The organism is Roseobacter denitrificans OCh 114 (assembly GCF_000014045.1).
In the GTDB taxonomy this organism is placed as follows: Bacteria; Pseudomonadota; Alphaproteobacteria; order Rhodobacterales; family Rhodobacteraceae; genus Roseobacter; species Roseobacter denitrificans.
This window is the reverse complement of sequence record NC_008209.1, coordinates 2,695,788-2,721,699: the sequence shown is the minus strand read 5'-3', so window position 1 is coordinate 2,721,699 and position 25,912 is coordinate 2,695,788. Positions and strand designations below refer to the sequence as shown.

At 59.0% G+C, this 25,912-nt stretch carries 24 protein-coding genes and 2 tRNA genes; 16 read left to right on the top strand and 10 right to left on the bottom strand.

Annotated elements, in window-relative coordinates:
• Positions 1-3: 3 nt before the first annotated feature.
• Positions 4-486, bottom strand: a complete 483-nt coding sequence (gene accB, locus RD1_RS13115; protein ID WP_011568992.1) for an acetyl-CoA carboxylase biotin carboxyl carrier protein — start codon at positions 484-486, stop codon at positions 4-6.
• 151 nt (positions 487-637) lie between these two features.
• Between accB and RD1_RS13110 the strand changes: the two genes are divergently transcribed.
• Together RD1_RS13110 and RD1_RS13105 are read left to right on the top strand one after the other, a co-directional pair.
• The gene (locus RD1_RS13110) at positions 638-2,143 is read left to right on the top strand and encodes a class I adenylate-forming enzyme family protein (protein WP_011568991.1); all 1,506 of its coding nucleotides are present in this window, start codon (positions 638-640) and stop codon (positions 2,141-2,143) included.
• A gap of 88 nt (positions 2,144-2,231) precedes the next feature.
• On the top strand, positions 2,232-2,990 hold the full coding sequence (locus RD1_RS13105; protein ID WP_011568990.1) for an NAD(P)-binding domain-containing protein: 759 nt from the start codon (positions 2,232-2,234) through the stop codon (positions 2,988-2,990).
• A gap of 125 nt (positions 2,991-3,115) precedes the next feature.
• Here RD1_RS13105 and RD1_RS13100 read toward each other — a convergent pair whose 3' ends face one another.
• The 5 genes from RD1_RS13100 to RD1_RS13080 form a co-directional block, all read right to left on the bottom strand.
• Positions 3,116-3,871 (bottom strand): ABC transporter ATP-binding protein, encoded by a 756-nt coding sequence (locus RD1_RS13100; protein ID WP_011568989.1) that lies wholly within the window; start codon positions 3,869-3,871, stop codon positions 3,116-3,118.
• A gap of 12 nt (positions 3,872-3,883) precedes the next feature.
• On the bottom strand, positions 3,884-4,648 hold the full coding sequence (locus RD1_RS13095; protein WP_011568988.1) for an ABC transporter ATP-binding protein: 765 nt from the start codon (positions 4,646-4,648) through the stop codon (positions 3,884-3,886).
• Positions 4,649-4,660: 12 nt separating this feature from the next.
• On the bottom strand, positions 4,661-5,860 hold the full coding sequence (locus RD1_RS13090) for a branched-chain amino acid ABC transporter permease (protein WP_011568987.1): 1,200 nt from the start codon (positions 5,858-5,860) through the stop codon (positions 4,661-4,663).
• Between the two features lie 4 nt (positions 5,861-5,864).
• Positions 5,865-6,896 (bottom strand): branched-chain amino acid ABC transporter permease, encoded by a 1,032-nt coding sequence (locus RD1_RS13085; protein WP_011568986.1) that lies wholly within the window; start codon positions 6,894-6,896, stop codon positions 5,865-5,867.
• Positions 6,897-6,983: 87 nt separating this feature from the next.
• The gene (locus RD1_RS13080; protein ID WP_011568985.1) at positions 6,984-8,336 is read right to left on the bottom strand and encodes a substrate-binding protein; all 1,353 of its coding nucleotides are present in this window, start codon (positions 8,334-8,336) and stop codon (positions 6,984-6,986) included.
• 239 nt (positions 8,337-8,575) lie between these two features.
• Here RD1_RS13080 and RD1_RS13075 point away from each other — a divergent pair, with 239 nt between their 5' ends.
• From RD1_RS13075 to RD1_RS13055, 5 genes are all read left to right on the top strand, one after another.
• The gene (locus tag RD1_RS13075; protein WP_011568984.1) at positions 8,576-9,865 is read left to right on the top strand and encodes a helix-turn-helix domain-containing protein; all 1,290 of its coding nucleotides are present in this window, start codon (positions 8,576-8,578) and stop codon (positions 9,863-9,865) included.
• A gap of 180 nt (positions 9,866-10,045) precedes the next feature.
• Positions 10,046-10,429: a response regulator transcription factor gene (locus RD1_RS13070; RefSeq protein ID WP_011568983.1), complete on the top strand. Its 384-nt coding sequence runs from the start codon at positions 10,046-10,048 to the stop codon at positions 10,427-10,429.
• Between the two features lie 4 nt (positions 10,430-10,433).
• Entirely contained in the window at positions 10,434-10,715 is a 282-nt protein-coding gene (locus RD1_RS13065; RefSeq protein ID WP_011568982.1) for a hypothetical protein, read from the top strand.
• The gene (locus RD1_RS13060) at positions 10,712-13,405 is read left to right on the top strand and encodes an ATP-binding protein (RefSeq protein ID WP_044033138.1); all 2,694 of its coding nucleotides are present in this window, start codon (positions 10,712-10,714) and stop codon (positions 13,403-13,405) included. The genes RD1_RS13065 and RD1_RS13060 overlap by 4 nt, the downstream gene beginning before the upstream one ends.
• Positions 13,406-13,530: 125 nt before the next feature.
• Complete coding sequence (locus RD1_RS13055; protein ID WP_011568980.1) at positions 13,531-14,679, top strand: FliM/FliN family flagellar motor switch protein; 1,149 nt, start codon at positions 13,531-13,533, stop codon at positions 14,677-14,679.
• Between the two features lie 16 nt (positions 14,680-14,695).
• Here RD1_RS13055 and RD1_RS13050 read toward each other — a convergent pair whose 3' ends face one another.
• Together RD1_RS13050 and RD1_RS13045 are read right to left on the bottom strand one after the other, a co-directional pair.
• On the bottom strand, positions 14,696-15,121 hold the full coding sequence (locus RD1_RS13050) for a TIGR01244 family sulfur transferase (protein WP_011568979.1): 426 nt from the start codon (positions 15,119-15,121) through the stop codon (positions 14,696-14,698).
• A 146-nt stretch (positions 15,122-15,267) separates the two neighbouring features.
• Positions 15,268-15,492, bottom strand: a complete 225-nt coding sequence (locus tag RD1_RS13045) for a hypothetical protein (protein ID WP_011568978.1) — start codon at positions 15,490-15,492, stop codon at positions 15,268-15,270.
• Between the two features lie 482 nt (positions 15,493-15,974).
• Between RD1_RS13045 and RD1_RS13040 the strand changes: the two genes are divergently transcribed.
• The 6 genes from RD1_RS13040 (at position 15,975) to RD1_RS13015 (ending at position 19,510) form a co-directional block, all read left to right on the top strand.
• The gene (locus RD1_RS13040) at positions 15,975-16,235 is read left to right on the top strand and encodes a DUF2312 domain-containing protein (RefSeq protein ID WP_044033466.1); all 261 of its coding nucleotides are present in this window, start codon (positions 15,975-15,977) and stop codon (positions 16,233-16,235) included.
• Positions 16,236-16,443: 208 nt separating this feature from the next.
• Entirely contained in the window at positions 16,444-17,013 is a 570-nt protein-coding gene (locus RD1_RS13035) for a histidine phosphatase family protein (RefSeq protein WP_011568976.1), read from the top strand.
• A gap of 46 nt (positions 17,014-17,059) precedes the next feature.
• Positions 17,060-17,135 (top strand) — tRNA-Val (locus RD1_RS13030).
• A 784-nt stretch (positions 17,136-17,919) separates the two neighbouring features.
• Positions 17,920-18,219, top strand: coding sequence for a hypothetical protein (locus RD1_RS13025; RefSeq protein ID WP_105880259.1), 300 nt, complete (start codon positions 17,920-17,922; stop codon positions 18,217-18,219).
• Between the two features lie 152 nt (positions 18,220-18,371).
• Positions 18,372-19,310 (top strand): pirin family protein, encoded by a 939-nt coding sequence (locus RD1_RS13020; protein WP_011568974.1) that lies wholly within the window; start codon positions 18,372-18,374, stop codon positions 19,308-19,310.
• A 123-nt stretch (positions 19,311-19,433) separates the two neighbouring features.
• Positions 19,434-19,510: transfer RNA gene (locus RD1_RS13015), tRNA-Asp, on the top strand.
• A gap of 139 nt (positions 19,511-19,649) precedes the next feature.
• Here RD1_RS13015 and RD1_RS13010 read toward each other — a convergent pair.
• Positions 19,650-20,522, bottom strand: coding sequence for an alpha/beta fold hydrolase (locus tag RD1_RS13010; protein ID WP_011568973.1), 873 nt, complete (start codon positions 20,520-20,522; stop codon positions 19,650-19,652).
• The gene (locus RD1_RS13005; RefSeq protein WP_011568972.1) at positions 20,522-21,892 is read right to left on the bottom strand and encodes a M20/M25/M40 family metallo-hydrolase; all 1,371 of its coding nucleotides are present in this window, start codon (positions 21,890-21,892) and stop codon (positions 20,522-20,524) included. Before RD1_RS13005 ends, RD1_RS13010 begins: the two co-directional genes overlap by 1 nt.
• A 195-nt stretch (positions 21,893-22,087) precedes the next feature.
• Between RD1_RS13005 and hemA the strand changes: the two genes are divergently transcribed.
• From hemA to ispG, 3 genes are all read left to right on the top strand, one after another.
• A complete protein-coding gene (hemA, locus tag RD1_RS13000) occupies positions 22,088-23,311 on the top strand; it encodes a 5-aminolevulinate synthase (protein ID WP_011568971.1) in 1,224 nt (407 codons plus the stop codon).
• A 135-nt stretch (positions 23,312-23,446) separates the two neighbouring features.
• Positions 23,447-24,691 carry a helix-turn-helix domain-containing protein gene (locus tag RD1_RS12995; RefSeq protein WP_011568970.1) on the top strand — a complete coding sequence of 415 codons (1,245 nt, stop codon included), beginning with the start codon at positions 23,447-23,449 and terminating at the stop codon, positions 24,689-24,691.
• An 86-nt stretch (positions 24,692-24,777) separates the two neighbouring features.
• Positions 24,778-25,908: a flavodoxin-dependent (E)-4-hydroxy-3-methylbut-2-enyl-diphosphate synthase gene (gene ispG, locus RD1_RS12990; protein WP_044033137.1), complete on the top strand. Its 1,131-nt coding sequence runs from the start codon at positions 24,778-24,780 to the stop codon at positions 25,906-25,908.
• Positions 25,909-25,912 lie beyond the last annotated feature (4 nt).

Below are 25,912 nucleotides of genomic sequence, written 5' to 3'. Positions count from 1 at the left end.
CTCCTATTCGAGGATAACGAGCGGGGTGCCGAATTCGACTGCGGCGCCATCTTCGACGACAATGCGTTTTACGATGCCGGATCTTGGGGACGGGATGTGGTTCATGGTCTTCATGGCTTCGACGATCAGCAAGGTGTCACCCTCGGCCACCTGGGCACCAACCGATATGAACGCGGGAGCGCCGGGTTCGGCCTGCATATAGACCGTGCCGACCATGGGCGAGGTTACGGCACCCGGCAGATCGGCGGGATCGTCCACGGTTTCCGCAGGGGTGGCAGCAGCAGGTGCTGCCGCGGCCGCCGGAGCCGGGTTGGGGGAGGCAACCTGCGTGAACACCTGTTGCTGGTGTCGGCTGACCCGCACGTTCAGGCTGTCATCCGCGCCATAATCCCTTTTGACCTGAAGCTCGGTCAGGTCATTCTCGCGCAGCAATTCTGCAAGGGCCTGAATAAATGCCACATCTGCGTCATGGTTCTTTTTTGTCATTGAATTCCTCGACCATATTCTGGGCAGGCCGTATCGGCGTCGGCCCTTGTTCTTGCGCGCTCGTTATATGCGAAGGGTGACGCCATGGAAACCCGCCTATTGCAGCGCCGCGCAGAGCAGGTAAACTCCAATCCCGCAAAAGGAGCAAGGGATGAACCTCGCACATTGGCTTGAGCGACAGGCGCAGATCACGCCCGGGCGACCCGCGCTTTTTCTCGGTACAGAGTGTGTGGCGGACTACGGCCAGTTCTGGCGCGATGCCCGCGCCGTGGCGGGCTGGCTTTTGGCGCAGGGTGTGGGGTCGGGTGACCGCGTGGCGCTGTTCATGACGAATGTACCGGATTATCTGACCGTCTTTTACGGGATCTGGGCGGTCGGGGCGGCGGCGGTGCCGATCAATGCCAAGTTACACGGCCGTGAAGCGGCGTTCATTCTTGAGAACAGCGGTGCCAAACATGTGTTCACCTCGCCGGAGTTGAGCGCATCGCTCATTGAGGCCGGTGTCAGCACAACTCAGACCGAGGTGCCCGGCACCGCGTTCGAGGCCATCCGGGCGCACGAGCCGATAGATGTAATTGTGCCACGCGACCCGGATGATCTGGCCTGGCTGTTTTATACGTCCGGGACAACGGGCAAGCCCAAAGGGGTGATGATCACCCATCGCATGCTCAGCGTGATGAGCCTGTGTTACGTCACGGATATCGACCCGGTTTCCCCGGAGGATGCCACGATCTACGCTGCGCCGATGAGCCATGGCGCAGGTATCTACAACATGATCCACGTCCGCGCCGGGGCGCGCCACGTTTGCCCGCCCTCGGGGGGCTTTGATCCCGATGAAATCCTGACGCTGGCGCAGCATTTCGGGAATGCGCATCTTTTTGCGGCCCCCACGATGGTCAACCGCCTGACCCAATATGCCTCAGGCGCAGGCCAGCGGGGCGAGGGGCTGCGCACGATCATCTACGCGGGTGGGCCGATGTATAACGCGGATATCATCGCGGCCGTGGATCACTTCGGGCCTGTCTTCATACAGATCTATGGTCAGGGCGAATGCCCGATGGGTATCACCGCCCTGTCCCGCGCGGATGTGACAGACAGGACGCATGCCGATTGGGCGCGTCGCCTGCAATCGGTCGGGCGTGCGCAATCCGCGGTCGAGGTCGCGATTGGGGACGAAAACGGCAAGCCGCTCACCGTCGGAGAACACGGAGAAATCATGGTGCGCGGCGACACGGTCATGCCCGGATATTGGACCAACCCGGAGGCGACGGCCAAGACCCTGCTGAACGGCTGGCTGATGACGGGCGACATGGGGTTCATGTCAGCAGATGGATACCTGACCCTGCAGGACCGGTCCAAAGACATGATCATCACGGGGGGATCGAACGTCTACCCGCGCGAAGTCGAAGAGGTTTTGCTGCGCGACAGCGGCGTCACCGAAGTGTCGGTCGTGGGACGCCCCCATGCGGAGTGGGGTGAGGAGGTCGTCGCATTCGTCGTTGGCGACGTGGACCCTGCGCGGCTGGATCAGCTGTGCCTTGATCATATGGCGCGCTTCAAGCGGCCGAAGGAATACGTCAAGCTAGAGGCCTTGCCGAAAAACAATTACGGTAAAATCCTGAAAACGGAGTTGCGCGCGCTTTTGACCCGGTCGTGACGGGCGGGATCTGGGAACAGATTCGAGGGATTGAGACAGAGGCGGTTCGGTGCATTCCGCCAGTCTGCCCAGTGGGGAGTACGTCAGGATGACTAAAATTGGTTTCATCGGCACCGGCCATATTGCGGCGCCTATGGTCCGCTTTCTGGCATCGCGCGGGCACGCCGTGACCGTGTCTGAGCGCAACGCCGAAACCGCACAAAGCCTGAAGGCCTCGCATGGTGTTGAGGTGGCGACAAATCAGGTGGTACTTGATTGCTCGCAGATCGTTTTCTTATGTCTGCGCCCGCATATCGCTGCCGATGTGATTTCCGGTTTGCGATTCTCGGCGGATCACAAGGTGGTGTCGGTCATGGCGGGGCTGCCTTTGCGTGAACTGGCCGAGATCTGCGCACCCGCGCGCGATATTTCCATGACGATCCCCCTTGGCTATGTCGAGCAGGGCGGTTGCCCCTTGCCTGCGTGCCCTGACGACAGGGTTTTGCGCGCGTTGTTCGAGCCGGAAAACCCGGTTCTGAAAGTGGCAGATGAAGCGGCGTTCAATCAACACTTTGCCGTCTGCGCATTTGTACCCGGCGTGCTGGACCTGATGGTGACAGCCTCTGATTGGCTGGCGCAGCAGACCGGGGATGCGGATCAGGCGGCGCGATACACCCACCAGTTGCTGGCGGGGTTTCTGGCGGCGCTGCCCCGGACAGGCGGGGCGTCTTTGCTTGCGGATGAACGGGATGCGCTTGCGACGCCGGGCACACTGAGCCTGCAAATGACAGACGGGCTGCGTTCGGGTGGGGCGCATGAGGCGCTGATCGAGGCGCTTTCTGCCATTGGAAAACGCCTCGAACCGTGATGCCGTACATGGGCTTCATCGACGGCAGGGCGTCGATCCATAAGCGCCAGAACCGTTGGAAAGACTGGCGCGGGGATAAACCCCAGCCCATTCGGTCATGCGCTATGCGCGCCGTTCGGCAAGCATCAGATGGCGAGGTATTCTTCGCGCAGTTCCTTGTTTTCGAGCACTTCGGCGGCGGAGCCGTCAAAGACGATCCCACCGGTGTCTAGGATCACCGCGCGGTCGGCGAGTTCAAGTGCCCGGACCGCATTCTGTTCCACGAGGATCGTGGTCATACCCTGTTCCTTGATCACGCGCAGGGTCTTTTCGATCTCATCCACGATCACCGGGGCAAGGCCCTCATAGGGTTCATCCAACAACAGAACCTTGATGTCGCGACACAGGGCGCGGGCAATCGCCAGCATCTGCTGCTCCCCGCCTGAGAGCGTGACACCTTCCTGGGTGCGCCGCTCGCGCAGGCGCGGAAACAGGTCATAGACGCGGTCCAGCGACCAGCCAACGGGCGGTGCGATCTGTGCCAGTTTGAGGTTCTCCTCAACGGTGAGGCCCGCGATGATGCGGCGATCTTCGGGGACGAGACCAAGGCCGACCTGGCTCGCCTCATAGCTTTTCATCGTGTGCAGCGGTTGGTGATCGAGCCAGATTTCACCGTGACGTACCTCCGGATCACCGAGCCGCGCAATGGCGCGCAGGGTCGAGGTCTTGCCCGCGCCGTTGCGCCCCAAAAGGGCAAGGATCTCGCCCTCATGGACGTTAAAGCTGATGCCCTGCACGATATAGCTTTCACCGTAATAGGCATGCATGTCCCAGACCGACAGAAAGGCCGGGGCGGTTGCGGCCATATTGGCGTTCTTGGAGAAATCGGGTTTGACGTTCATCTCAGTATCTCCTTATGCCGCAGTCTGGGTTTCGCCGAGGTATGCTTCGCGCACCTTCGGGTGACCCTTGATGTTATCGGGCGTGTCTTCGACCAGCGGCGTGCCCTGCGCCAGAACCGTGATACGCTGCGCGAGGCTGAAGACCACATGCATGTCGTGTTCGATGATGGCGATGGTGATGTCACGCTCGTCGCTGATCTGTTTCAGCAGGTCAATGGTGTTGTTCGTGTCGGCGCGCGCCATGCCGGCTGTTGGTTCATCCAGCAGCAACAGGCGGGGTTGCTGGCTGAGGCACATGCCAATCTCAAGGCGTCGTTTGTCGCCGCGCGACAGGGAACTCGCCTGCATCTCACGCTTGTCGATCATGTTCATGTCTTCGAGCATATGTTCCGCTTCGCCGACCACGTCCTTTTGCGACATCACATTGCTGATCGCGTTCAGCTCGAATGCGCCGTCGCGTTTGGCGAAACAGGGGATCATCATGTTCTCCATGACGGACAGATCGCCAAAGATTTCGGGGGTCTGAAACACCCGGCTGATGCCCATCTGACAAATCTGATGCGGCTTGCGCCCCAGCACGGATTGCCCGTCAAACATGACCGATCCGGTATCAGGGATCAGCTTGCCGACCAGACAGTTGAGCAGCGTGGATTTGCCCGCGCCATTCGGCCCGATGATCGCATGCACCGACCGCTCTGCGATGGAGAGGTTCACGTCGCCGAGGGCTTGCAGGCCCCCGAACCGCTTGTTGACGTTTTTGACTTCGAGAATTCCCATAACGTCGTCTCCTTATTCCGCAGGTGTTGTTTTGCCATCAGGCTTGTCATCGGCGGGTTTCTTGCGCCGGAACAGACCCGCGACTTTCTGACCGCCCTGAACAAGACCACCGGGCAGGAAGATCACCACCATCATGAAGAGCAGCCCAAGCGTGAGGTGCCAGCCTTTGCCCACAAAGGGGTAGACGATCGTGATGATGAAATCCTCGATCCCGTCAGGCATGAAGGCAAACCACTGCTCCAGAACGGTCTTGTTGATCTTGGAGACGATGTTTTCCATATATTTGATGAACCCTGCACCAAGGACCGGCCCGATCAACGTCCCGGCACCGCCGAGAATGGTCATCAGAACCACCTCGCCGGAAGCTGTCCAGAACATGCGTTCCGCGCCCACCTGCGTATCCATCGCCACCAGCAATCCGCCCGCCAGCCCCGCATACATGCCGGAGATGACAAAAGCCGCCAGCGTGTAGGGTTTTGCGTTCAGGCCGGTGTAGTTCAGCCGTTGCTGGTTGGATTTGACCGCCCGCAGCATCATCCCGAAAGGCGAGCGGAAGATGCGGATCGACAGGTAGAACGCCAGCAGCATGACAAGGGCCGCGATGTAATACCCGGCGTTGAAGGTAAAGACCCAGCCGCCCATCGCCAGTTCATAGCTTTGGTTCATTTCCAGACCGAAGAGGTTGGCGCGCGGGTTCTGACCGGGCTCCAGCGCGCTATCAAGGATGCGCGGGTCGTTGACCTTGGGCTGCAGCCCGGTTTCACCACCGGTGATCGGCGTCAGCACCGAATAGGCCAGCGAATAGGACATCTGCGCGAAGGCCAGCGTCAGGATCGAAAAGTAGATGCCGGAGCGGCGCAGCGATATCCACCCCACCAGCAGCGAAAACAGACCGGCGATCAGCACAGAGACCATGATCGCCGGGATCACGTTCATGGTCAGCAGCTTCATCATCCAGATCGCCGCATAGGAGCCGACACCGAGAAACGCCGCATGGCCAAAGCTGAGGTAGCCCGTGAGGCCAAAGAGGATATTGAACCCGATGGCAAAGATGCCAAAGATCACCAGCCGTTGCATCAGGTCCGGATAGCCCGCGTTGAACTGCGCCATCGCGGAGCCTTCGGGGAAGGGGTTCAGAATGAAGGGGGCGAACATGGTGAGACAGGCGACGATCAACAGCAGCGTCGTGTCTTTCTTTGTAAGTCCGAACATGTGATTATTCCTCCATCACGCCCTTGCGCCCCATGAGTCCGCGTGGACGGGTAAGCAAGATGATGATTGCGACCAGATAGATGATGATTTGGTTGATGCCGGGCAGCGTCTCGAGCACGATGGCCATGGAGGCAAAGCTCTCCAGTATGCCGAGCAGGAAGCCGGCGAGCACCGCACCGGACAGCGACCCCATACCGCCCACAACGACGACCACGAAGCTGAGCACCAGAAAGTCCATGCCCATATGGTAATTGGGCGAGTTGATCGGGGCATACATCACACCTGCAAGCCCCGCGACGGCGGCTGCAATCCCGAACATGATGGTGAACCGCTTGTCGATGTTGATGCCCAGAAGGCCCACGGTTTCGCGGTCCGCCATGCCGGCTCGCACGACCATGCCGAAGGTGGTAAATTGCAGGAATGCAAAGACGGCACCGATGATGACGGCGGAGAAGGCAAAGTAAACCAGACGCCAATAGGGGTAGATGATCGTGTTGGGGTCAAAGCCCAGCATGGCACCGAAATCAAACGACCCCGTGAAGGCCGCAGGGGCAGGGGTGGGGATCGGGTTCGCACCGTAGAAGTACTTGATGATCTCCTGCAGAACGATGGCAAGACCGAAGGTGACGAGGATCTGATCCGCGTGGGGGCGTTTGTAGAAATGCTTGATCAGCCCGCGCTCCATGGCAAAGCCGATGCCAACCATGATCGGGATCGCAAAGAGGATCGACAGCGGCACCGACCAGTCGATGATGCTGGCGCCCATCGTCTCTCCGAAGATGTCATAGATATAGGGCACATCGCGCATCATCGGGTTGCCGAGGAAGTCAACCTCTCCCGGTACCGCGACCTCATGGCTGAGGTTCAAAAGACGGCTGAGTGTCACCGCGCAGAATGCGCCGATCATGAACAGGGCGCCATGCGCGAAGTTCACGACACCAAGCGTGCCGAAGATCAATGTCAGACCCAGTGCGATCAGCGCATAGGCAGACCCTTTGTCCAGGCCGTTGAGGATTTGCAGGAGTAATGCGTCCATGGTCCCACCTTCATGAAGCGAATTGGTCCCGTATCACGGGAAGGCCGGACGGCGAGTGCCGCCGCCCGGTATGTGTTTTGGTTGCGCTTATGCGCCGGGATTGCATGTGCCCATGTTGCCGCCCGCGAATTGCGGGTGATCGGGGGCATATGTGACCTGCTCGACCGGTGTGACTTCGACGATCTCCAGAAGGTCGAATTCGGAGGAGGGGTTTTCCTTCCCCTTCACGACCAGCACGTCCTTGAAGCACTGATGGTCCTCGCCGCGATAGAGCGTCGGGCCGTTGCCCATGCCGTCGAATTCGAAGTCGCGCAGCGCTTCCACAACCGAACATGGGTTGAACGAGCCACCGCGCTCCACCGCATCCGCATAAAGCAGTGTCTGCACATAGCAGGTATGTGCCGCCTGTGAGGGTGGGAAGCCGTATTTCGTGCCGAAGGATTTGACAAATGCCTTGGAGCCTTCGTCCTGCAGGGACCAGTGCCAGTTTGTCGAGCCAAAGATGCCCTTGACGTTGGCACCCGCACCTTTCGCCATCAGGCGGGAATAGAGCGGTACGACGATTTCGAACTGTTTGCCGTTGACCATCTTGTCACGCAGGCCGAACTGAACCGCGTTGGTCAGCGAGTTGACCATGTTGCCGCCGTAGTGGTTCAGAACCAGCACGTCCGCGCCCGATTGCAGCACCGGCGCGATATAGGAGGAGAAGTCCGTCTGCGTCAGCGGTGTCAGAACCGTGTTGACGGTTTCCCAGCCCATGGCCTCGGTCGAGGATTTCACCGCTTCTTCTGTGGTGTAGCCCCAGTTGTAGTCGGCGGTCAGGTGATAGGCCTTGCGGTCTGTGCCGTAGTTGGCCGCCAGAACAGGGGCCAGCGCCGCACCGGACATGTAGGAGTTGAAGAAATGGCGGAAGCCATTTGCCTTGCGGTCCTTGCCGGTCGTGTCGTTGGAATGCGTGAGGCCCGCCATGAAGATGATGCCAGCTTCCTGACACAGAGCCTGTACCGCTACGGCCACACCGGAGGACGAGCCACCCGTGATCATGACAGCGCCGTCTTTTTCGATCATCGAGCGGGCAGAAGCGCGCGCCGCGTCGGATTTTGTCTGCGTGTCGCCTGTGACATATTCGACTTTCTTGCCGAGAATACCGTTTCCGGTCAGCGCCTTTGAGCTGAAGGTTTCCAGCATGCCGTTGTCAGCACCGGTGCCATTCAGATGTTCGACGGCCAGCTCATAGGCGCGCAACTCGTCCGCACCCTCATCCGCATAGGGGCCGGATTGTGGCACGTTGAAGCCCAGCGTGACGGTGTCGCCTTGAGGCGCATTCGTAAAACCGGAATGGCCGTCTGCGCGCAGATATGTCGGCAGTGTCAGGCCAGCGGCCCCGGCCACGGCGCTGGTCTTGAGCAAACCACGACGTGTAAAGTTCGATTTGGACATGAAGATCCTCCCAATAGGTTTATCACACGCTGGGCGGGAATAATTGCAGACTGCCCGCGTATAGAGCACTTAAGTGCAGTGTTTACCGTGCCAAGCAAGAGAAAATTGCGCAACAAGTGCCTTGAAATGAACAATTATTTTGTAAATAACTGCACAAATAGTGCAGGGTGTTTGTAAATTTTATAATGTTGCGGTGCAGAAAGCCATTGAATTGACCCAGCTTTAGCCAGAGGAGCCATATGCCACGCGAGGGACTGACAGGAAGCCGGATCCGAGAACGGCGCTCCGTCGCCGGATTGAAACAGGCGGATCTTGCACGTGCGCTTGGAATCTCGCCCTCATATCTCAACTTAATCGAGCATAACCGGCGCAGAATCGGCGGCAAGCTGCTGTTGGATATCGCGCGCGTCCTTGGGGTCGAGCCGTCGATGCTGACGGAAGGTGCCGAAGCTGCGCTCATCGCCACATTGCGCGAAGCGGCCAAGGCGGCCAACCTGACCGCCGCCGAGGTGGCGCGCGCGGATGAATTGACGGGCCGCTTTCCGGGCTGGGCTGAAATCCTCGCCTCCGGGCATCGGCGGATCACCACGCTGGAGCGGACCGTCGAAGCGCTCAGTGACCGGTTGACCCATGACCCCAAGCTCGCAGCGTCGGTGCATGAGTTGCTCTCCACTGCCGCGGCGATCCGTTCCACCGCCTCGATCCTGGCCGAGGAAAAGGACATTGAGGCGGAGTGGCGCGACCGCTTTCATTCGAACCTCAATGAGGACAGCAAGCGACTGGCAGACAGCTCCAAGGCCTTGGTGAATTACTTCGAAGCCGGGCAGGACGAAGCAACCGTCGCCAACAGCCCGCAGGAAGAAGTCGATGCCTTTCTGGCCCATCACAACTATCATTTCAAAGCGCTGGAAACGGGGGAGCATTCCGTTGACGATGTGATTGCAAGGGCGGACAATCTGCGCAGTTCGACCGCGCGGGCCCTTGCGCGCGGGATGCTGGTCAGAATGCAGGCGGATGCCGCGAAAGTGCCCATGCCCGCCCTTGATGCGGCGCTGGAAAAGGTTGGCCTTGAGCCGCTTGCATTGGCCGCACGCCTTGATGCACCAGTGGCGGTTGTCTTGCGCCGCATCGCGGCCAGCGCTGCTTTTGAAACCGGGCTGGTCATCTGTGACCGAGCGGGCAGTATTTTGCTGCGCAAATCCGTCGGTCAGATGGTGATGCCGCGTTTTGGTGCAGCCTGCGCGCTCTGGCCGTTGTTTTCCGCGCTGTGCCAGCCCGGTCAAGTGATCCGGACACCATTGGTGCAACTGGGACGGGGCCGGGCGCATTTTGACTGCTTTGCCGTGGCAGAGGTTGTCGGAGAGACACAGTATAACGCGCCGCCGCTGATTGAGGCCAATATGTTGCTGATCGCCAATTCCGCCCCGGCGGATGACGGTGCTCTTGAGGTTGGTTCAACCTGCGGTGTGTGTCCCAAGGCAGAGTGCCCGGGCAGGCGCGAGCCGTCCATTCTGATGGCGGGGCTTTAGCTTGAAATCCGGGTTCAAAGCGCGCGCGATCGCCGTTGCGCACCCCATGCCGGAACGCGATGCCAAAGGTTGGGCAAAGCGGTTTTGACATGGCCACAAAAACCTAGAATAACTGGTTCATCCCCTTGGGCAGATTTGATTGCGAAGGATCTGGCGCGGGGACCCTTGGAGGAGGGACGCATGAGCAAACACGTACTTTTGGTCGAGGATGAGTTGAACATCATCGAGGCGATCCGCTTTTTGCTCACGCGCGAAGGATTTCAGGTGGATACCCATAGCAACGGTGCGGATGCATCCGAGACCATACGGGCATTGCAACCGGATCTGGTTGTGCTGGACGTGATGCTTCCGGGCAAGAGCGGGTTTGATATTCTCGAGGAATTGCGCGCAGATGACGCAACCGCCGATCTGCCGGTTCTGATGCTCACCGCCCGTGGCCAGAGCCGGGACAGGGAGATGGCCGAGAAAGCGGGTGTAAGCCGCTTCATGACCAAGCCGTTCTCCAATGCCGAGGTGCTCACCGCTGTGCGGGATCTGCTCTACGTTCATCAACAGAAAGGCTGACGCCATGGCGCGCGACCCGCTGCCACTGTTTCTGGAGCGAGGTGTTTACCGGCGACGTCGGATGATGGATGCACTGCGGCTCTTGACGGTGCTCGGGGTGGTGCTCTGGCTGATCCCGGCGCTCTGGCCCAATGATCCGTCCGCAGGGGCGCAGACGCTGGCCATGTCCCGCGCGCTCTTTTACATCTTCGGGGTCTGGGCGGCGCTGATCGCGATTTCTGCGGTTCTGGCGTTTCGCCTGCGCCGACCAGAAGGCAGCGATACCGGCGCGGAGGACGTGCATTGACCTCTGTGAACCTGCTGATTGCGGTGTGTCTGGCCTATGTGGCGATCCTGTTTTTCGTCGCCTTCATTGCGGAACGGGCAGGGACGCAAGGGCGGGGCGACTGGCTGCTGCGCTCCCCGTTGGTCTATACGCTCTCGCTTTCGATCTATTGCACGGCCTGGACCTTTTATGGCGCGGTCGGAAATGCGGCGCGCTCGGGGCTTGAATATGTGACCATCTACCTGGGGCCCAGCCTCGTGATCCTCGGCTGGTGGTGGATTTTGCGCAGGCTGGTGCGCATCGGGCGCAGCCACAAAGTGACCTCCATCGCCGATCTGATCTCTTCCCGGTTTGGCAAGTCCAACACCCTCGCCATCGTGGTCACGATCATGGCCGTGATCACCGTGACACCCTATATTGCGCTGCAACTGCAGTCAGTGACCCTGTCGCTGTCGTTTTTCGCCGCCGCCGAACAGGGTGTGGATGTCAGCACCATTGATGCCAAGGACGCTGCCTTCTGGATTGCGGTCGGGCTGGCGGTTTTCACGGTACTTTTCGGAACGCGCAACCTGAATGTGAACGAGAGGCACCACGGCGTTGTGATCGCCGTCGCTGTGGAGGCTGTGGTCAAGCTGCTGGCCCTGCTTGCGGTGGGCGTCTTTGTGGTCTGGGGACTGGCCGGGGGTATCTCCGAGACACTCGCACGGATCGACGCTTCTGATCTGGGCAGCTGGCAAACCGACAGCAGTCGCTGGGCCACGCTGACCTTCCTGTCTGCGGCAGCGTTCCTTTGTCTGCCGCGCATGTTTCAGGTGATGATCGTGGAAAACGACGATGAGCGGCACCTGCAGATCGCGAGCTGGGCTTTCCCGCTCTACCTGATGCTGATGAGCCTTTTTGTCGTGCCGATTGCCGTCATCGGTCTTGATATGCTGCCCGAAGGCTCCAACCCGGACCTCTTCGTGCTGAGCCTTCCTTTGAGTGAGGGGCGCGAAGGTCTGGCCATGCTCAGTTTTCTGGGCGGCTTTTCGTCGGCGACGTCCATGGTCATCGTGGCCACGCTGGCGCTTTCCACGATGGTGTCGAATCATCTGGTCATGCCGATTTTCCTCTACCGCCACCGCGGCGGGGCAAGCCAGTCCGGCGACGTGCGCGAAACGGTGATCCTGTCCCGACGCCTGTCGATCATGGGCATCATCAGCCTTGGCTATATCTATTACAAACTGTCGGGCGGCTCGGGCGCGCTGACGGCCATTGGCTTGATTTCCTTTGCCGGCGTTGCGCAGTTCCTTCCGGCGATGATCGGCGGGATTCTCTGGCGGGGGGCCACGCGGTACGGTGCGCTGTCCGGCCTGCTGATCGGCTTTTCGCTATGGGTGTTTACCATGCTTTTGCCCAGTTTTGGGCCCGATGCCGTGCTCAGTGCTGAAACCTTTGAATTCGGGCTGCTGGGGCTTGGATTGCTCCGCCCGCAAGCGCTTTTCGGGATCGAGGGACTTGACCCGATGGTGCATGCGGTGTTCTGGAGCCTGCTGTTCAACCTGTCGGCCTTTGTCGCCGTTTCGCTGTTCACCTTTCCCAATCCGATGGAGCGCCTGCAGGGTGCGCAGTTTGTAAATGTGTTCGAACACTCGGGTCAGGCGCGCGGATGGAATGCATCCGTTGCCGAAAGCGAAGACCTGATGATTATGGCGCAACGGATTTTGGGCGCGCAGGAGGCGCGTCAGCTTTTTGCCGCTCAGGCGCGTGCGCAGGGGCTGACAGGGTCCTTGCCTGAGCCGACACCGGATTTCCTGCAGCGTCTGGAGCGCGAGTTGGCAGGTTCGGTGGGGGCTGCGACCGCGCATGCGATGATCAGTCAGATCGTGGGGGGCACCTCTGTGTCGGTCCATGATTTGATGGCGGTTGCGGACGAATCTGCGCAGATGCTGGAATATTCCAGCAGGCTCGAAGCGAAATCACGTGAATTGAGCCAGACGGCGGCGCAATTGCGCGAGGCAAACACCAAGCTGGTGCAGTTGAGTGCCCAAAAGGATGAGTTTCTCAGCCAGATCAGCCATGAATTGCGCACGCCCATGACCTCGATCCGGTCGTTTTCCGAAATTCTGCGTGATGCCAAGGGCATAGGGCCCATTGAGAAGGCCAAATATGCAAACATCATCCATGTTGAAGCCATTCGCCTGACCCGGCTGTTGAACGACCTTCTGGACCTGAGTGTGCTGGAAAACGGGCAGGTGACGCTGAACCGGCAAACCGGCTCCCTGTCAGACCTGTTGGACCGCGCCTTGGCCACGGCACAGGCCAGTTCTTCGCGGCGCATCAAAATTAACCGGCGACGCATTGATGAAACGATCACGCTTGACACGGATCTCGACCGGCTCAGCCAGGTGTTCATAAATCTCATTACAAATGCACAGAAATACTGTGCGGCGCAGCACCCGGAATTGACAATCGAAGTGAATGATCGCGACGGTGCGATCACCATAGACTTTGTTGATAACGGGTCGGGGATACCCAAACAGGCGCGTGAGTTGTTGTTTGAAAAATTCAGCCGTATCGGCGCGCAGGACAGCAATGGTGCCGGGCTGGGGCTGGCCATCTGCCGCGAGATCATGTCACGTCTGGGCGGCGATATCAGCTATCTGGCAAAGGCGAATGGCACCGGTTTCCGTGTGGTGCTGCCGCATGCGCAGGCTGTTGCAGCACAATAAGTGCTTTGTCGAAAATCAACTCGTTTTCCAATACATAAAGGCATTGGTAACCATTCTTGCGTATCTCTTCAAAGCTGAAGAGCGTTCATCTGTGCAGGTGCGCGCGATCCGTATGGGAACGATTGATGTCAGTTTTGCAGCGCAAAGCGCAGGTTGGAAAACACGAACATCAGGCACGGGCGATGACCGTGCCGAAGGCATTGCGCGTGGGGCTGGCAAAAGTTGCGGATGATGCCTTTCACATGGCGCTCGCGGTCATTGGTGTCACGCAAGAGCGTTGCGCGGCCGAAAACCTCTCCGATAAAATCGAAGATGACAGTTTGCTGGTACTGCTGGATGGTCCGGCGGGCGTCACCGGCGGGGCCGTTATCGGTGCAAATCTGGTCAATGCGCTGGTGCAGCAACAGACGATGGGGCGTGTGCTGCCGCCGACGTCTGCGTCGCGCCCCTTGACCGAGACGGATGCGGCCCTTTGCGCGCCGGTACTGGATGCATTGTTCATCCGCGCCAACGGGCTTTTGGAAACGCCGGAGGACAAGCGCGTACTGCCCGCCTTCAAGTTCGGTGCGCGCGCCGACAGCCAACGACTGTTCGCCCTCGCTCTTGAAGAGCCGGAGTATACCGTCTTGAAACTCACCATTGATGTATCCGGCGGCATCACACAATCGACGCTTTCGCTGATTCTGCCCCTGCCCAAGGCAGTGCCGGAGCGGCAAAGCAGTGAAAGTGAAACAGCAGACCCCGGCAGCCCCGCGACACTTGAGAAATCGGTGATGGCTGTTACGGCCGAACTGTCCGCGGTCTTGTGCCGTGTGCGGGTGTCCCTATCCGAAATGAGCAGGCTCAGGCCGGGGCACACGCTCTCCATTCCTGCAAACGCTTTTGAGTCGGTGGAGCTTTTGTCCATTGAGGGCGCACGCGTTGCGCGCGGATCAATGGGCCAGATAGATGGCAAGCGTGCATTGATGTTGGGTCAACTGCAAACCCCTGCCTCCGGTGGCGATCTTGCAGAGGACAGCGACGAAGGGCTTGACGCAGAGGCATCCGACTATGGCAATCTCAACCTTCCCGAGCTTGAGCTTCCGCAAAAGGAGGCGTTGTTTGAACCGGGCGACGAAACCAACCTGACGGATCTGCCCGAACTGCCGGACCTGCCTGACTTGCCCGATCTGCCGGACCTCGAAGGTTTTGACGATACCGCCCTGCCGGACCTCCCCGATCTTGACGGTGATCTACCCGATCTCGGCGACTTGCCAAAGTTGAACATCGCCTGACGGATCGCGAGGCACCTTAGCGATTTGCCGCCGCTTCGAGCGTTGGTCGCAGGTTGTCAATCTCGTACCCGGCAGCCCGCGCCGCTGACACGACGTCGTCGACCGACGAATATTGAACCGCCGCCAGCGCCCATGCGATCGTCGACCTGGTGCCGGAGGCGCAGTAGGCAAGCACTGGCCCGTCGCACTCCGCGATCAATTCATGATTGTGGGCAATGACGTCCGGCGTCATGGTCAGATGTGTCAAAGGGCAGAAGAAAAACTCCAGACCGGCTTCCCTAGCGGCAGCTTCCATCGACGCCGCCTGATGGCTCACGGGCACTTCGGCATCGGGCCGGTTGCACAAAATCCGCTTGAACCCGGCGGCGACAAGATCGTGCATGTCATCCGGTGAAATCTGCGGAGCGACAGAAAATTTCGGGGTAATTTCACGTGTATCCATGCCCATTGAGTAGGCCGGGCAGACGCGCTTGTCCAGATGAACAAAGCCGCAAAATGCAGGGTCTGATAGCTGCGGCAAGCGATAATCCTGTTTCAGCTTCGGCGCGCGTCAGCGACGCGTCTTCCGGGCCGGGTGCGCCCACAGGTTCAGGGCAGGAAGATGCCGACAATGATGAGCATCAGACCGATGATGGACAGGAAAAGAGAGCCGAGGTTCAGAGGGAGCGCCGATTTCAGGCGTTGGCGCAGATCTTCTTCGCTCAGCTTCGCGCGACGGGCTTTCGCGACGTAAAAGATGCACCATATCAACCCGCATAATCCCAGCAGTGACAAAAGCGCACCGCCCCAAATCAAGAGATCGAAAATGGTCACTTATGAAGTCCCTTCGTCAGTCTGTGCGCTACCTAATGGGAAGTGGCCTGGCAGGCAAGCGCTGAGATCCGGATGCGCCGTCCGAGACCGTAGATGAACCGTCCGGCCCGCCGTGCGCGCAGCTTCGCAGATTCAGCGCAACGTAGAGCGAGACAGCATAACGCAGAGCGGCTCAAAGCGCGGGACCCGTTCAAACGGCACCGGGGGCCGCGCCGCAGAGCAAAACCACATGGCGCTTTGAGTGCGCGGCAAGATGAAACTCAATCTCAATGCGATCGTTTCAAATCACATGGCTTTGCGCCGTTTCAAGTGTAAAGCCGCTTGCGATGGCGAAGACAGGTCGCTAGGAACCACAGGACTTTTCTGCGCGCACGACACCCACGATACTTGATGTCACGGAGCAAGCCGCGCCAGACAAAGGTCATGTTTTTCCAAAGCGTATGTTTGGGCATGAGACGTTGCAAAACACAAATGAGGCGAAGATGACTGACCCAATTGAAGCGAATGAAACCTACAAGGTGACGGCGGGTGAGCTGCGACAATTCGTTGAGCGGATAGAGCGTTTGGAAAGCGAGAAAAAAGACATCGCCGAACAGATTCGCGAGGTCTATGCAGAGACAAAATCCAGAGGATATGACACCAAGTGTCTGCGCCAGATCGTGAACATGCGCAAGCGTGACAAAGACGACATCGCCGAAGAGGAAGCCGTGTTGGAAATGTACAAGGAAGCCTTGGGCATGTGATTGAGTGGCGCGTGCGGGCCTTTCACAAAGCTCGATTCCCGGGCGTCGCCTTTGTTTCGAACTTGGTCGGGTCGGGCGGGTTGCATAGAGGGGTCTGCGCTTGGGCTGGACTTGTCTGGCGTGCAATTGGCGGGCCGCAGGCTCTTTGCATGTGCCGCTGTTTTCGCATGGCGCTTTAACTCCTCAGCCGGTCATGCAACACGGGACCATGATGTATCCACCGCTCTATATTTTGCGACACGGTCAGACCGAATGGAACGCCCAACTTCGCATTCAGGGCAGTCTGGATTCGCCGTTGAGCGACCTTGGTCGCGCACAGGCAAAGCAGCAGCATGAGATTCTCAGGTCCCGTGATCTTTCAGGATACCGCGCCTTTTGCAGCCCGCAGGGTCGGGCTTTCCACACGGCCTCGATTGCGCTTGACGGGCTTTGCCCACGCATTGATACGGACCCGCGGCTGGTCGAGATTGGGGTGGGCGCATGGGAGGGGCTGCGCCGGGATCAGCTGGGGACGGATCCGCACATGGATGAGACCGAAGAAGGCGCGCTGGATCTTTATGAGCGTGCGCCTGGTGGCGAGGGGTTCGACGCGCTGAGGAACCGATGCACGGCATTTCTCCGTGATCTCACCGGACCAGCTGTGTTGGTGACCCATGGCATCACATCCCGGATGTTGAGACTGATCGTTCTGGATATGGAGACGCATGAGATCGCCGACCTGCCCGGCGGGCAGGGCGTTGTTTTCCATCTTTCCGACGGTTTGCAAACCAAACTGTAGAATGGGGCTTGAAGCCTGCTCTGTCTTTGGCTAAACGCACCGCATCGGGTCGTTAGCTCAGTTGGTAGAGCGCTTCGTTTACACCGAAGATGTCGGGAGTTCGAGCCTCTCACGACCCACCACTTCACAACCATTGGCGTGCTGGTAGATGCCCTTGTGTTCAATTGCTTGGGCTCTTCGAAGCCTCATGAATCGTTCGCCGCGCCGACGTTGATATTCAAAAATGTCGTCAGGCTGGGAGGAACCCGGCAATGGCCGGGGTACATATACTGTCCGGTGCGAAGTGTCAGGGCGCAATTCAGCGAGGTGGCTTTGCGCAGTTGTCGGGCTTGGCGGTCTGCGACCGGGCGCGAACCTCTTCAATAGGGTCATGTGCAAAGACGTGTCGCGTTTGCCCAATTCAGATTTGTGCTCGTAAGGTCCACTAATTTTGCCCGACCCGAAACGGCCAGGTATCATCGGACCCGTGAATATGGCAGAAGCGGTGTGTCTGGATAGATCAAACGGTGCCATGGTTGACGGGGCACAAACACGCAATTGCGTGCCGTGTCGGGTCGATTGCCTGAAACCGACCCGGCTACTGTGCAGTCGGTGACGCGCTATTCCTTCAGAAGCGATCAAGTCGCTTAGGGTCACATAGCGCATCCAGAACTGCGCATCTTCAAACCCGGTGACGAATTAAGGGCGGATTGGCCTTGATCAAAGGTCAGGGTCATAGAAGCAAACAACCCTTCGCGCAGGGCGTTGCACTGCGACACTACTAACGTGCACATTGGGTTTAAATGCAGCCAGCGCGGCATAAACCCGCTGATTTCCGGTTGAATAATCTTTTTGACTGTTTTCCTTGGATTGCATATGGCACCGATAAGCTGTTGGTATTGGTATAATTTAAAAAGGACCGGCGATATGCACTATGGCAAAGCCATTGCAGCCCAAGTTATGTTACGTGAAGACGCAAGTTGTGGCGACCAGTTTGAAAAGCTCGTTTCGCAGATCGAAGCACTCCCCGATGACCTGCGCGGTGCCAGAGCGCTGCAACTCTCTTCGCGATTGTTGGAACTGGCGGCATTCGAACTTGCAGGTTCCTTGGACAGCACGCGCATCGGCGCGCTAATCGAATGTGCGGCGGAACTCGCGCGGCAATCTTCTGACTGTGCGGACAGCGAATTGGCGGCAATGACGGTGCAAAGCAGGGTCTATCAGTAGCCGCCAGCGGGTTCCTCACGGTTTCGGGCGCTGGTTCGCAGCGTCGAAATACCCCCTCGGGGTCCGACGTCATGTGCTTGATCACTTAAAATCAGTCGGTTGCTCCCGTGGTGCGCAGAGCTATTCTGTTTCAGACAGAACAGGAGAGCAAGATGAGTTGGAACCCCGCCCTTGACCCCGATTGTCCGATTGGGGACGCCGTTGATGCCATCGAAACGGTGATCGTCCCGAGAGCGCGCGACCTTGGCGGGTTCGAAGTGCGCCGGGCCTTGCCCGCGCCACGGCGGCAGATGGTCGGGCCGTTTATCTTTTTCGACCAGATGGGCCCGGCAGAATTCCTCACAGGCAAGGGGATTGATGTACGTCCGCATCCGCACATCGGACTTGCCACGGTGACATATCTTTACAAGGGTAAAATCCATCACCGCGACAGTCTGGGAACAGACCAGTGGATCGAACCGGGGGCGGTCAACTGGATGGTTGCCGGGCACGGCATTACCCATTCCGAGCGTACCGACGGCGAGGTGCGTGCGCATCCACATGCGTTGTTCGGCATTCAGACATGGGTTGCATTGCCCGAAGCGGCAGAAGACTCGCCAGCGCTTTTTGAACATGCGCCCAAGGCGTCGCTGCCCCTGCTGGACGGTGAGGGCAAGCAGGTGCGCTTGATCCTCGGCACCGCCTATGGAGAGACAGCACCCGTGCAGGTGTTTTCCGAAACCTTTTATGCAGATGCGCTGCTGGAAGCGGGCGCGCGCATCCCGCTGCCGGATGATCATGAAGACCGCGGTGTTTACGTGATTTCGGGTGACGTGACCGTGGCCGGTGATCGCTTCGAGGCCGGGCAGATGCTGGTGTTTCGATCCGGTGACAAGGTATCCCTGACGGCGGGTGCGCAGGGTGCGCGTTTGATGTTGCTTGGCGGGGCAACGCTGGAAGGGCCGCGCCACATCTGGTGGAATTTTGTCGCCTCCTCCAAAGATCGCATTGATGCCGCAAAAGAAGCCTGGCGTGCGGGTGACTGGGCGCACGGGCGTTTTCAATTACCGCCGGGAGATGATGCGGACTTCATCCCTCTGCCGGATAAATGAGGCGTCGGCAGTCGAGGAAAATGCGCAAAAGGGAAAAATATTTCAAACGGGCGCTTGACGCGGTAACAGGGTCACAATACTACGTCCAAACGCACGGTGCAGCGACGCAGCGTGTTGCAGTGGGCGGTTGTAGCTCAGTTGGTTAGAGTACCGGCCTGTCACGCCGGGGGTCGCGGGTTCGAGCCCCGTCAACCGCGCCATCACTGCTCGAAAGGCCCCCTCGTGGGGCCTTTTTCATGTGCACTGTCTCGTTTTTCACTGACCGGGTTCTGTCGGGCGGTCGACGCTTTGGAAGCGCAGGAATGTCAAAGACCCCCCGGCATCCTGCGGCAATAGGGATCAGGTGATTTCGGACAGGAACGTCTCCAGCACATGGTGCGTTTCATCCGGTGACTGGTCGATGAAGAAATGCCCCCCCGGAATCGCCAGGGCTTTCATCTGGGACAGCTTTTCGCGCCATGTGTCAGCGACGTTGTAGGATTGTGCCATGGCGCCCTCGGCCCCAAAGAGGACAAGGGCGGGCACATCTATGCGGCGACCGTGATCCTGCGAATCATGGGTGAAATCAACGTGCAGCGCTGCACGGTAATCCGCACACATCGCGCGGATCGTCTCGGGGTTACGCCATGCCGCACGATAGGCCTCCAGCGCATCTGCATCAAAATCCGACAGCTGTGCCGCCCCAAAGCCGAGCAGGCACCGTTCGAAAAACGCATCCGGATCATGTCCGATCATCGTTTCCGGGAAGGGGGCAGGCTGGGCCAGAAAGAACCAGTGATAATAGGCCTCCGCCACTTCTTTGGACAAATCATCCAGCAGGAGATGGGTCGGGACGATGTCCATCACCGTCAGGCTTTGTATGGCCTTTGGATGATCCAGTGCCATACGATGTGCGACACGTCCCCCTCGATCATGGCCGACCACATGAAACCTGTCATGTCCCAGCGCATGCATCAGGGCGATCTGATCGCTGGCCATATTGCGAAAGCTGTAGGCCTCCGTGCCCGTCGGCTTGCTGCTGTGCCCATAGCCCCGGAGGTCGGATGCGACGACGGAGAAGTTTTTGGCAAGCCGCGTGGCGACCGCATGCCACATCACATGGGTTTGGGGGAACCCATGCAACAACAGCACCGGAGCGCCTTGCCCACCAGCGCGATAGTGGACGGACTGTCCGTTGACCAAGGCGTCGCCCACCTCGAACCCGGCAAACATCAGGTCAGCGCCGCGAGGATTCGCGCCCAGCTGCGCGCACCTTTGTGAAAGCTCTCAAGGTCATATTTCTCGTTCGGTGAATGTATCGCATCATCATCCTTGCCGAATCCGATCAGCAGGGGTTTTGTGTTCAGGATGTCCTGAAAATGCCCGGCAATCGGTATCGAGCCGCCCCCGCCGATATAGGCCGCGGGCACGCCCCATTCTTCGCTCAGCGCCGCGAGCGCTTTGTCAAACCGGGGGTCTTCGGCGTCAATGACGCAGGCCTTACTGGCCCCGTGATCCTTGAAGCTGGCGGTGCAATCGGGCGGCAGGAGGTTTTGGACCATGGCGCGAAAGTTCTCGCGGATCGCGTGCGGGTCCTGATCCCCGACCAGCCGAAAGCTGATTTTCGCATGCGCTTGCGAGGGCAGGACGGTCTTGAACCCTTCACCGATATAGCCACCCCAGATGCCGTTGACCTCGCAGGTGGGGCGGGACCACGTCATCTCAAGCGGTGTCACACCTGCCTCACCGGCAGGGACAGAAAGATCGACGTCACCCAGAAACTGGGTATGATCAAAGCCCAACCCGGCCCATTGCGCCTGCATGTCTGCGCTCAGATCGGGGACACCGTCATAAAATCCGGGGATGGTGACGCGACCCGTGTCATCATGCAAGGCGGCGATGACACGCGACAGCACGCGGATGGGGTTCATCGCGATGCCGCCGTAATAGCCCGAATGCAGGTCCTTGTCCGGCCCGGTGATGGTGATCTCATCCGACATCATCCCGCGCAGCATCGTGACGATCGCGGGCGTTTTGCTTTCAAACATCGCCGTGTCACAGATCAGCGCCAGATCGGCGCGCAACGTGTCGCTGTTTTCCTTCATGAAGGGCACGAGCGAGGGCGAGCCGCTTTCCTCCTCGCCTTCAAAAAAGAAGGTGATCTTGCAGGGCAAACTGCCGTGTTCCGCCTTCCACGCGCGGCAGGCCTCAAGAAAGGTCATCAACTGGCCCTTGTCATCCGCCGTGCCGCGCCCGCGCAGCACCGGGCCTTTGTCGGTTTGTTCAAGTTTCGGATCGAATGGGTCATTGTCCCAAAGTTCAATCGGATCAACCGGTTGCACGTCGTAATGCCCGTAAAACAGCAGATGCGGGCCGGGTCCGTCCGCGTGGCCAACCACCATCGGATGCCCCGGTGTGCTGCGTTTTTCGGCCGCGACACCCATGCTTTGCAGGTCATTCACCAGCCAGTCCGCGGCGCGCTCACAGTCGTGCTTGTAAGCGGGATCGGTTGAAATTGACGCAATGCGCAGCAGTTCGAAAAGCCGTTCCGTGGCTTTGGGCATTTCCGCATCGAGACGGGACAAGACATCGTCCAACGACATGAGGTGTTCTCCTGAATTGACTGATGCGCACCCTAGCAGGCAGGCGGATGCTGTCCAGATCGCGGCGCTGCGCAAAGGGTGCTCCTGCGACATGGCGTCCTGCCATGCGTTATTGAAAAATTGTCACCTGTTCTATAGTGAACTCGGAACAGTTGCGTGCCAACTGACCAAGGGTGAGCGATACAGGAGATGCGCGTGGAGTATAACGATAAGCTGGACGAAGCGCTTGCGCGTCTGCACGACGAAGGCCGCTATCGCACGTTCATCGATATTGAACGGCGCAACGGCCAGTTCCCCCATGCGGTCTGGACGCAACCCGACGGGCAACAGCGTGACATCACGGTGTGGTGTGGCAATGACTACCTCGGCATGGGCCAGCACCCGGTCGTTCTGGACGCCATGCATGAGGCACTGGATGCAACCGGGGCAGGGTCGGGCGGTACGCGCAACATCTCCGGCACAACGGTCTATCACAAGCGGCTGGAGGCGGAGCTTGCCGATCTGCATGGCAAGGAAACGGCGCTGCTCTTTACCTCTGCCTATATTGCCAATGATGCGACGCTGTCCACTTTGCCGAAACTATTCCCCGGCCTCATTATCTATTCGGATGCGCTGAACCACGCGTCGATGATCGAGGGCGTGCGCCGGAATGGGGGCGCGAAACGCATTTTCCGCCATAATGACGTGTCACATTTGCGCGAACTCCTGGCGGCGGATGATCCTGCGGCGCCGAAGTTGATTGCATTTGAGTCAATTTATTCGATGGACGGCGATTTCGGCCCGATCGAGGCGATTTGTGATCTCGCGGATGAATTCAACGCACTGACCTACATCGACGAAGTGCACGCCGTTGGCATGTACGGGCCTCGGGGTGCCGGTGTGGCCGAGCGGGACGGGTTGATGCACCGCATCGACATCATCAACGGCACGCTGGCGAAAGCCTATGGCGTTTTGGGTGGCTATATCGCCGCATCCGAGAAAATGTGTGACGCCATAAGGTCTTACGCGCCGGGCTTCATCTTTACCACGTCCTTGCCGCCTGCCATTGCGGCGGGGGCTGCTGCCTCTGTTGCGTTTCTCAAACGCAGCCCTGAATTGCGCGAGGCACATCAGTTGCAGGCGCGCATTCTGAAAATGCGGCTCAAGGGGTTGGGCCTGCCCATCATAGATCATGGCAGCCATATCGTGCCCGTGATGGTCGGCGATCCGGTTCACACGAAGAAACTGAGCGACATGTTGCTGGCGGATCACGGGATTTATGTGCAGCCGATCAACTATCCAACCGTTCCGCGTGGAACAGAACGGCTGCGCTTCACGCCGTCGCCGGTGCATGGACCACGTGAGCTGGACGCGCTGGTGCGTGCGATGGACGGGCTGTGGTCACATTGTGCGCTAAATCGCGCCGAGGCGGCAGGTTAACCTGAGGTCTGGTGAAATTCGAGTTGCCTTGTGTTAACCTAACCTAAACAACAAGTCAGATACGAATCGTGGGGACGATTCTTTTTCACTGACGACGGCAGGTTGGCAGGCTGGAGCAAGACGGGGCGGTACGCTATGATTGGACGCAGGAAAGCTGCGAGTGAGGAAGACCCTGTTGAACGCAAGGCGTTTGACGATTTCGAACTGAGACTTGGCGATGTGATGCGCGGTGAGCGGGCCACAATGGGCAAGTCTCTCCTGGATGTGCAGCGTGAACTGAGGATCAAGGCCTCCTACATCGCGGCAATCGAAGATTGCGATCCGGACGCCTTCGACACGCCCGGGTTTATCGCAGGCTACGTGCGCTCCTACGCGCGCTATCTCGGCATGAACCCCGATGACGTTTTTGAAACCTTCTGCGAGGAAAGTGGGTTCACCGTCGCGCACGGCATGTCCGCCGAAGCCTCCGTTATCAAAAAGACAAAGCAAACGCCGAAAACCGGGCGGTCCTTGGAACACGATATGTTCAAGCGTCCCGGTACGCCTTTCATCCCTGCGGGGGAGAGTTTCTGGTCGCGGATTGAACCCGGTGCTGTCGGCTCGTCGCTGGTGCTGATCGCGCTGATTTCGGCAATCGGTTTTGGTGGCTATACCGTGCTTCAGGAGGTGCAGCGCGTTCAGGTCGCGCCTGCAGATCAAACCCCGATCGTTCTGTCAGACCTTGATCCGCTGGATGGTGTTTTGGCGGCGGCTCCTGATGCGGCCGCGTCCGGCGCCTTGCCGGCGGGCGGGGATGCGGTGCGCATCGACCCGTTGGACCAGCTTTTCCGGCCCGATGCTCTGGATGTACCGGTTATGATCGCGCGCGATGCGCCGATTGCAACGTTGGATCCGCGCACCGTCGGCAGTTTTGCACAGTCCGCACAGCCTGAGCCCGAGCGCTTGTCAGACAGCCTGCTGCTGGAATCTGAACTGGCGGCGGCGGAACAGGACCAGGTTGTCGACCCGCAGGTCCCGATTGTTGTCAAGGCGCCCGGTCCCGCGCTGCGTATGGTTGCCGTGCGTCCGGCCTGGGTACGGGTCAGCGCGCCGGATGGGACGGTCATACTGGAAACGATTATGGAGCCCGGTGAGACATGGGACGCACCCGTTGGTGGCGAACCTCCGCTTCTGCGGACCGGTGAAAGCGGTGCGATTTATTTCGCTTTGAACGGCGAATACTACGGGCCGGTGGGCAAGACCGGGACAATCACTTCCAATATTCCACTGGAGGTGGCCGCGCTCAAGGCAACCTACCAGGTTGCTGATCTTGCGGCCGATGAGGCGCTGGCAACAACCGTGGTTGAACTGCAGACCCCTATCGAACCTGCGTCAGAATAACAGCACATGAAATTGAAAACGGTGATTGCGGGTTCGGGCCTGAGTGTCTAATTTAAGTGACAGGCACAGTAATAAAGGTCCCTTCGATGTCGCTAAATCATGTACGCCCCTGGCGCAACATATACCGCAGAGCATCACGCCAGATCATGGTCGGCAACGTGCCGGTCGGGGGCGACGCGCCGATCACTGTGCAGACGATGACCAACACGCTGACCACCGATGTCAAAGCCACGATTGATCAAATCAACGCGGCAACCGACGCCGGGGCGGATATCGTTCGTGTCTCCGTTCCTGATGAAGCCTCTTCCAAGGCGCTGAAACAGATCGTGCCAGAAGTTTCGGTGCCGATCGTGGCGGACATTCATTTTCATTACAAAAGAGGGATCGAAGCGGCTGAGGCGGGGGCGGCATGCCTGCGGATTAACCCTGGCAACATCGGCGACGAAAAACGTGTAAAAGAAGTGATCAAGGCCGCGCGCGATCATAATTGTTCGATCCGGATCGGCGTGAATGCGGGCAGCCTCGAAAAACATCTTTTGGATAAATACGGTGAACCCTGTCCTGATGCCATGGTGGAAAGTGGGCTCGACCACATCAAAATCCTGCAGGACAATGATTTTCACGAATTCAAGATCAGCTGCAAGGCCTCCGATGTATTCATGGCGGCGGCGGCCTATCAGCAACTGGCTGATGCAACAGATGCCCCCATTCATCTTGGCATTACCGAAGCGGGCGGCCTCGTGTCTGGAACGATCAAATCCGCGATCGGGCTGGGTAATCTGCTGTGGATGGGTATTGGCGATACCATCCGTGTCAGCCTGTCGGCGGACCCTGTCGAAGAGGTTAAGGTTGGTTACGAAATCCTGAAATCACTGGGCTTGCGTCATCGCGGTGTGAACATCATCAGCTGCCCCAGTTGCGCGCGGCAGGGTTTTGACGTGATCAAAACGGTTGAGACACTCGAAAAACGTCTGGAGCATATCAGAACGCCGATGAGCCTGAGCATCATCGGCTGTGTGGTTAACGGCCCGGGCGAGGCGCTGATGACCGATGTCGGCTTTACGGGCGGCGGTGCCGGGTCGGGGATGGTCTATCTGGCAGGCAGCCAGAGCCACAAACTCAACAATGACCAGATGATCGAGCATATCGTGGAGCAGGTCGAAAAAAAGGCCGCCGAGCTTGAGGCTGCGGCAGCCCATGCGGATGCGGCCGAATAACGCG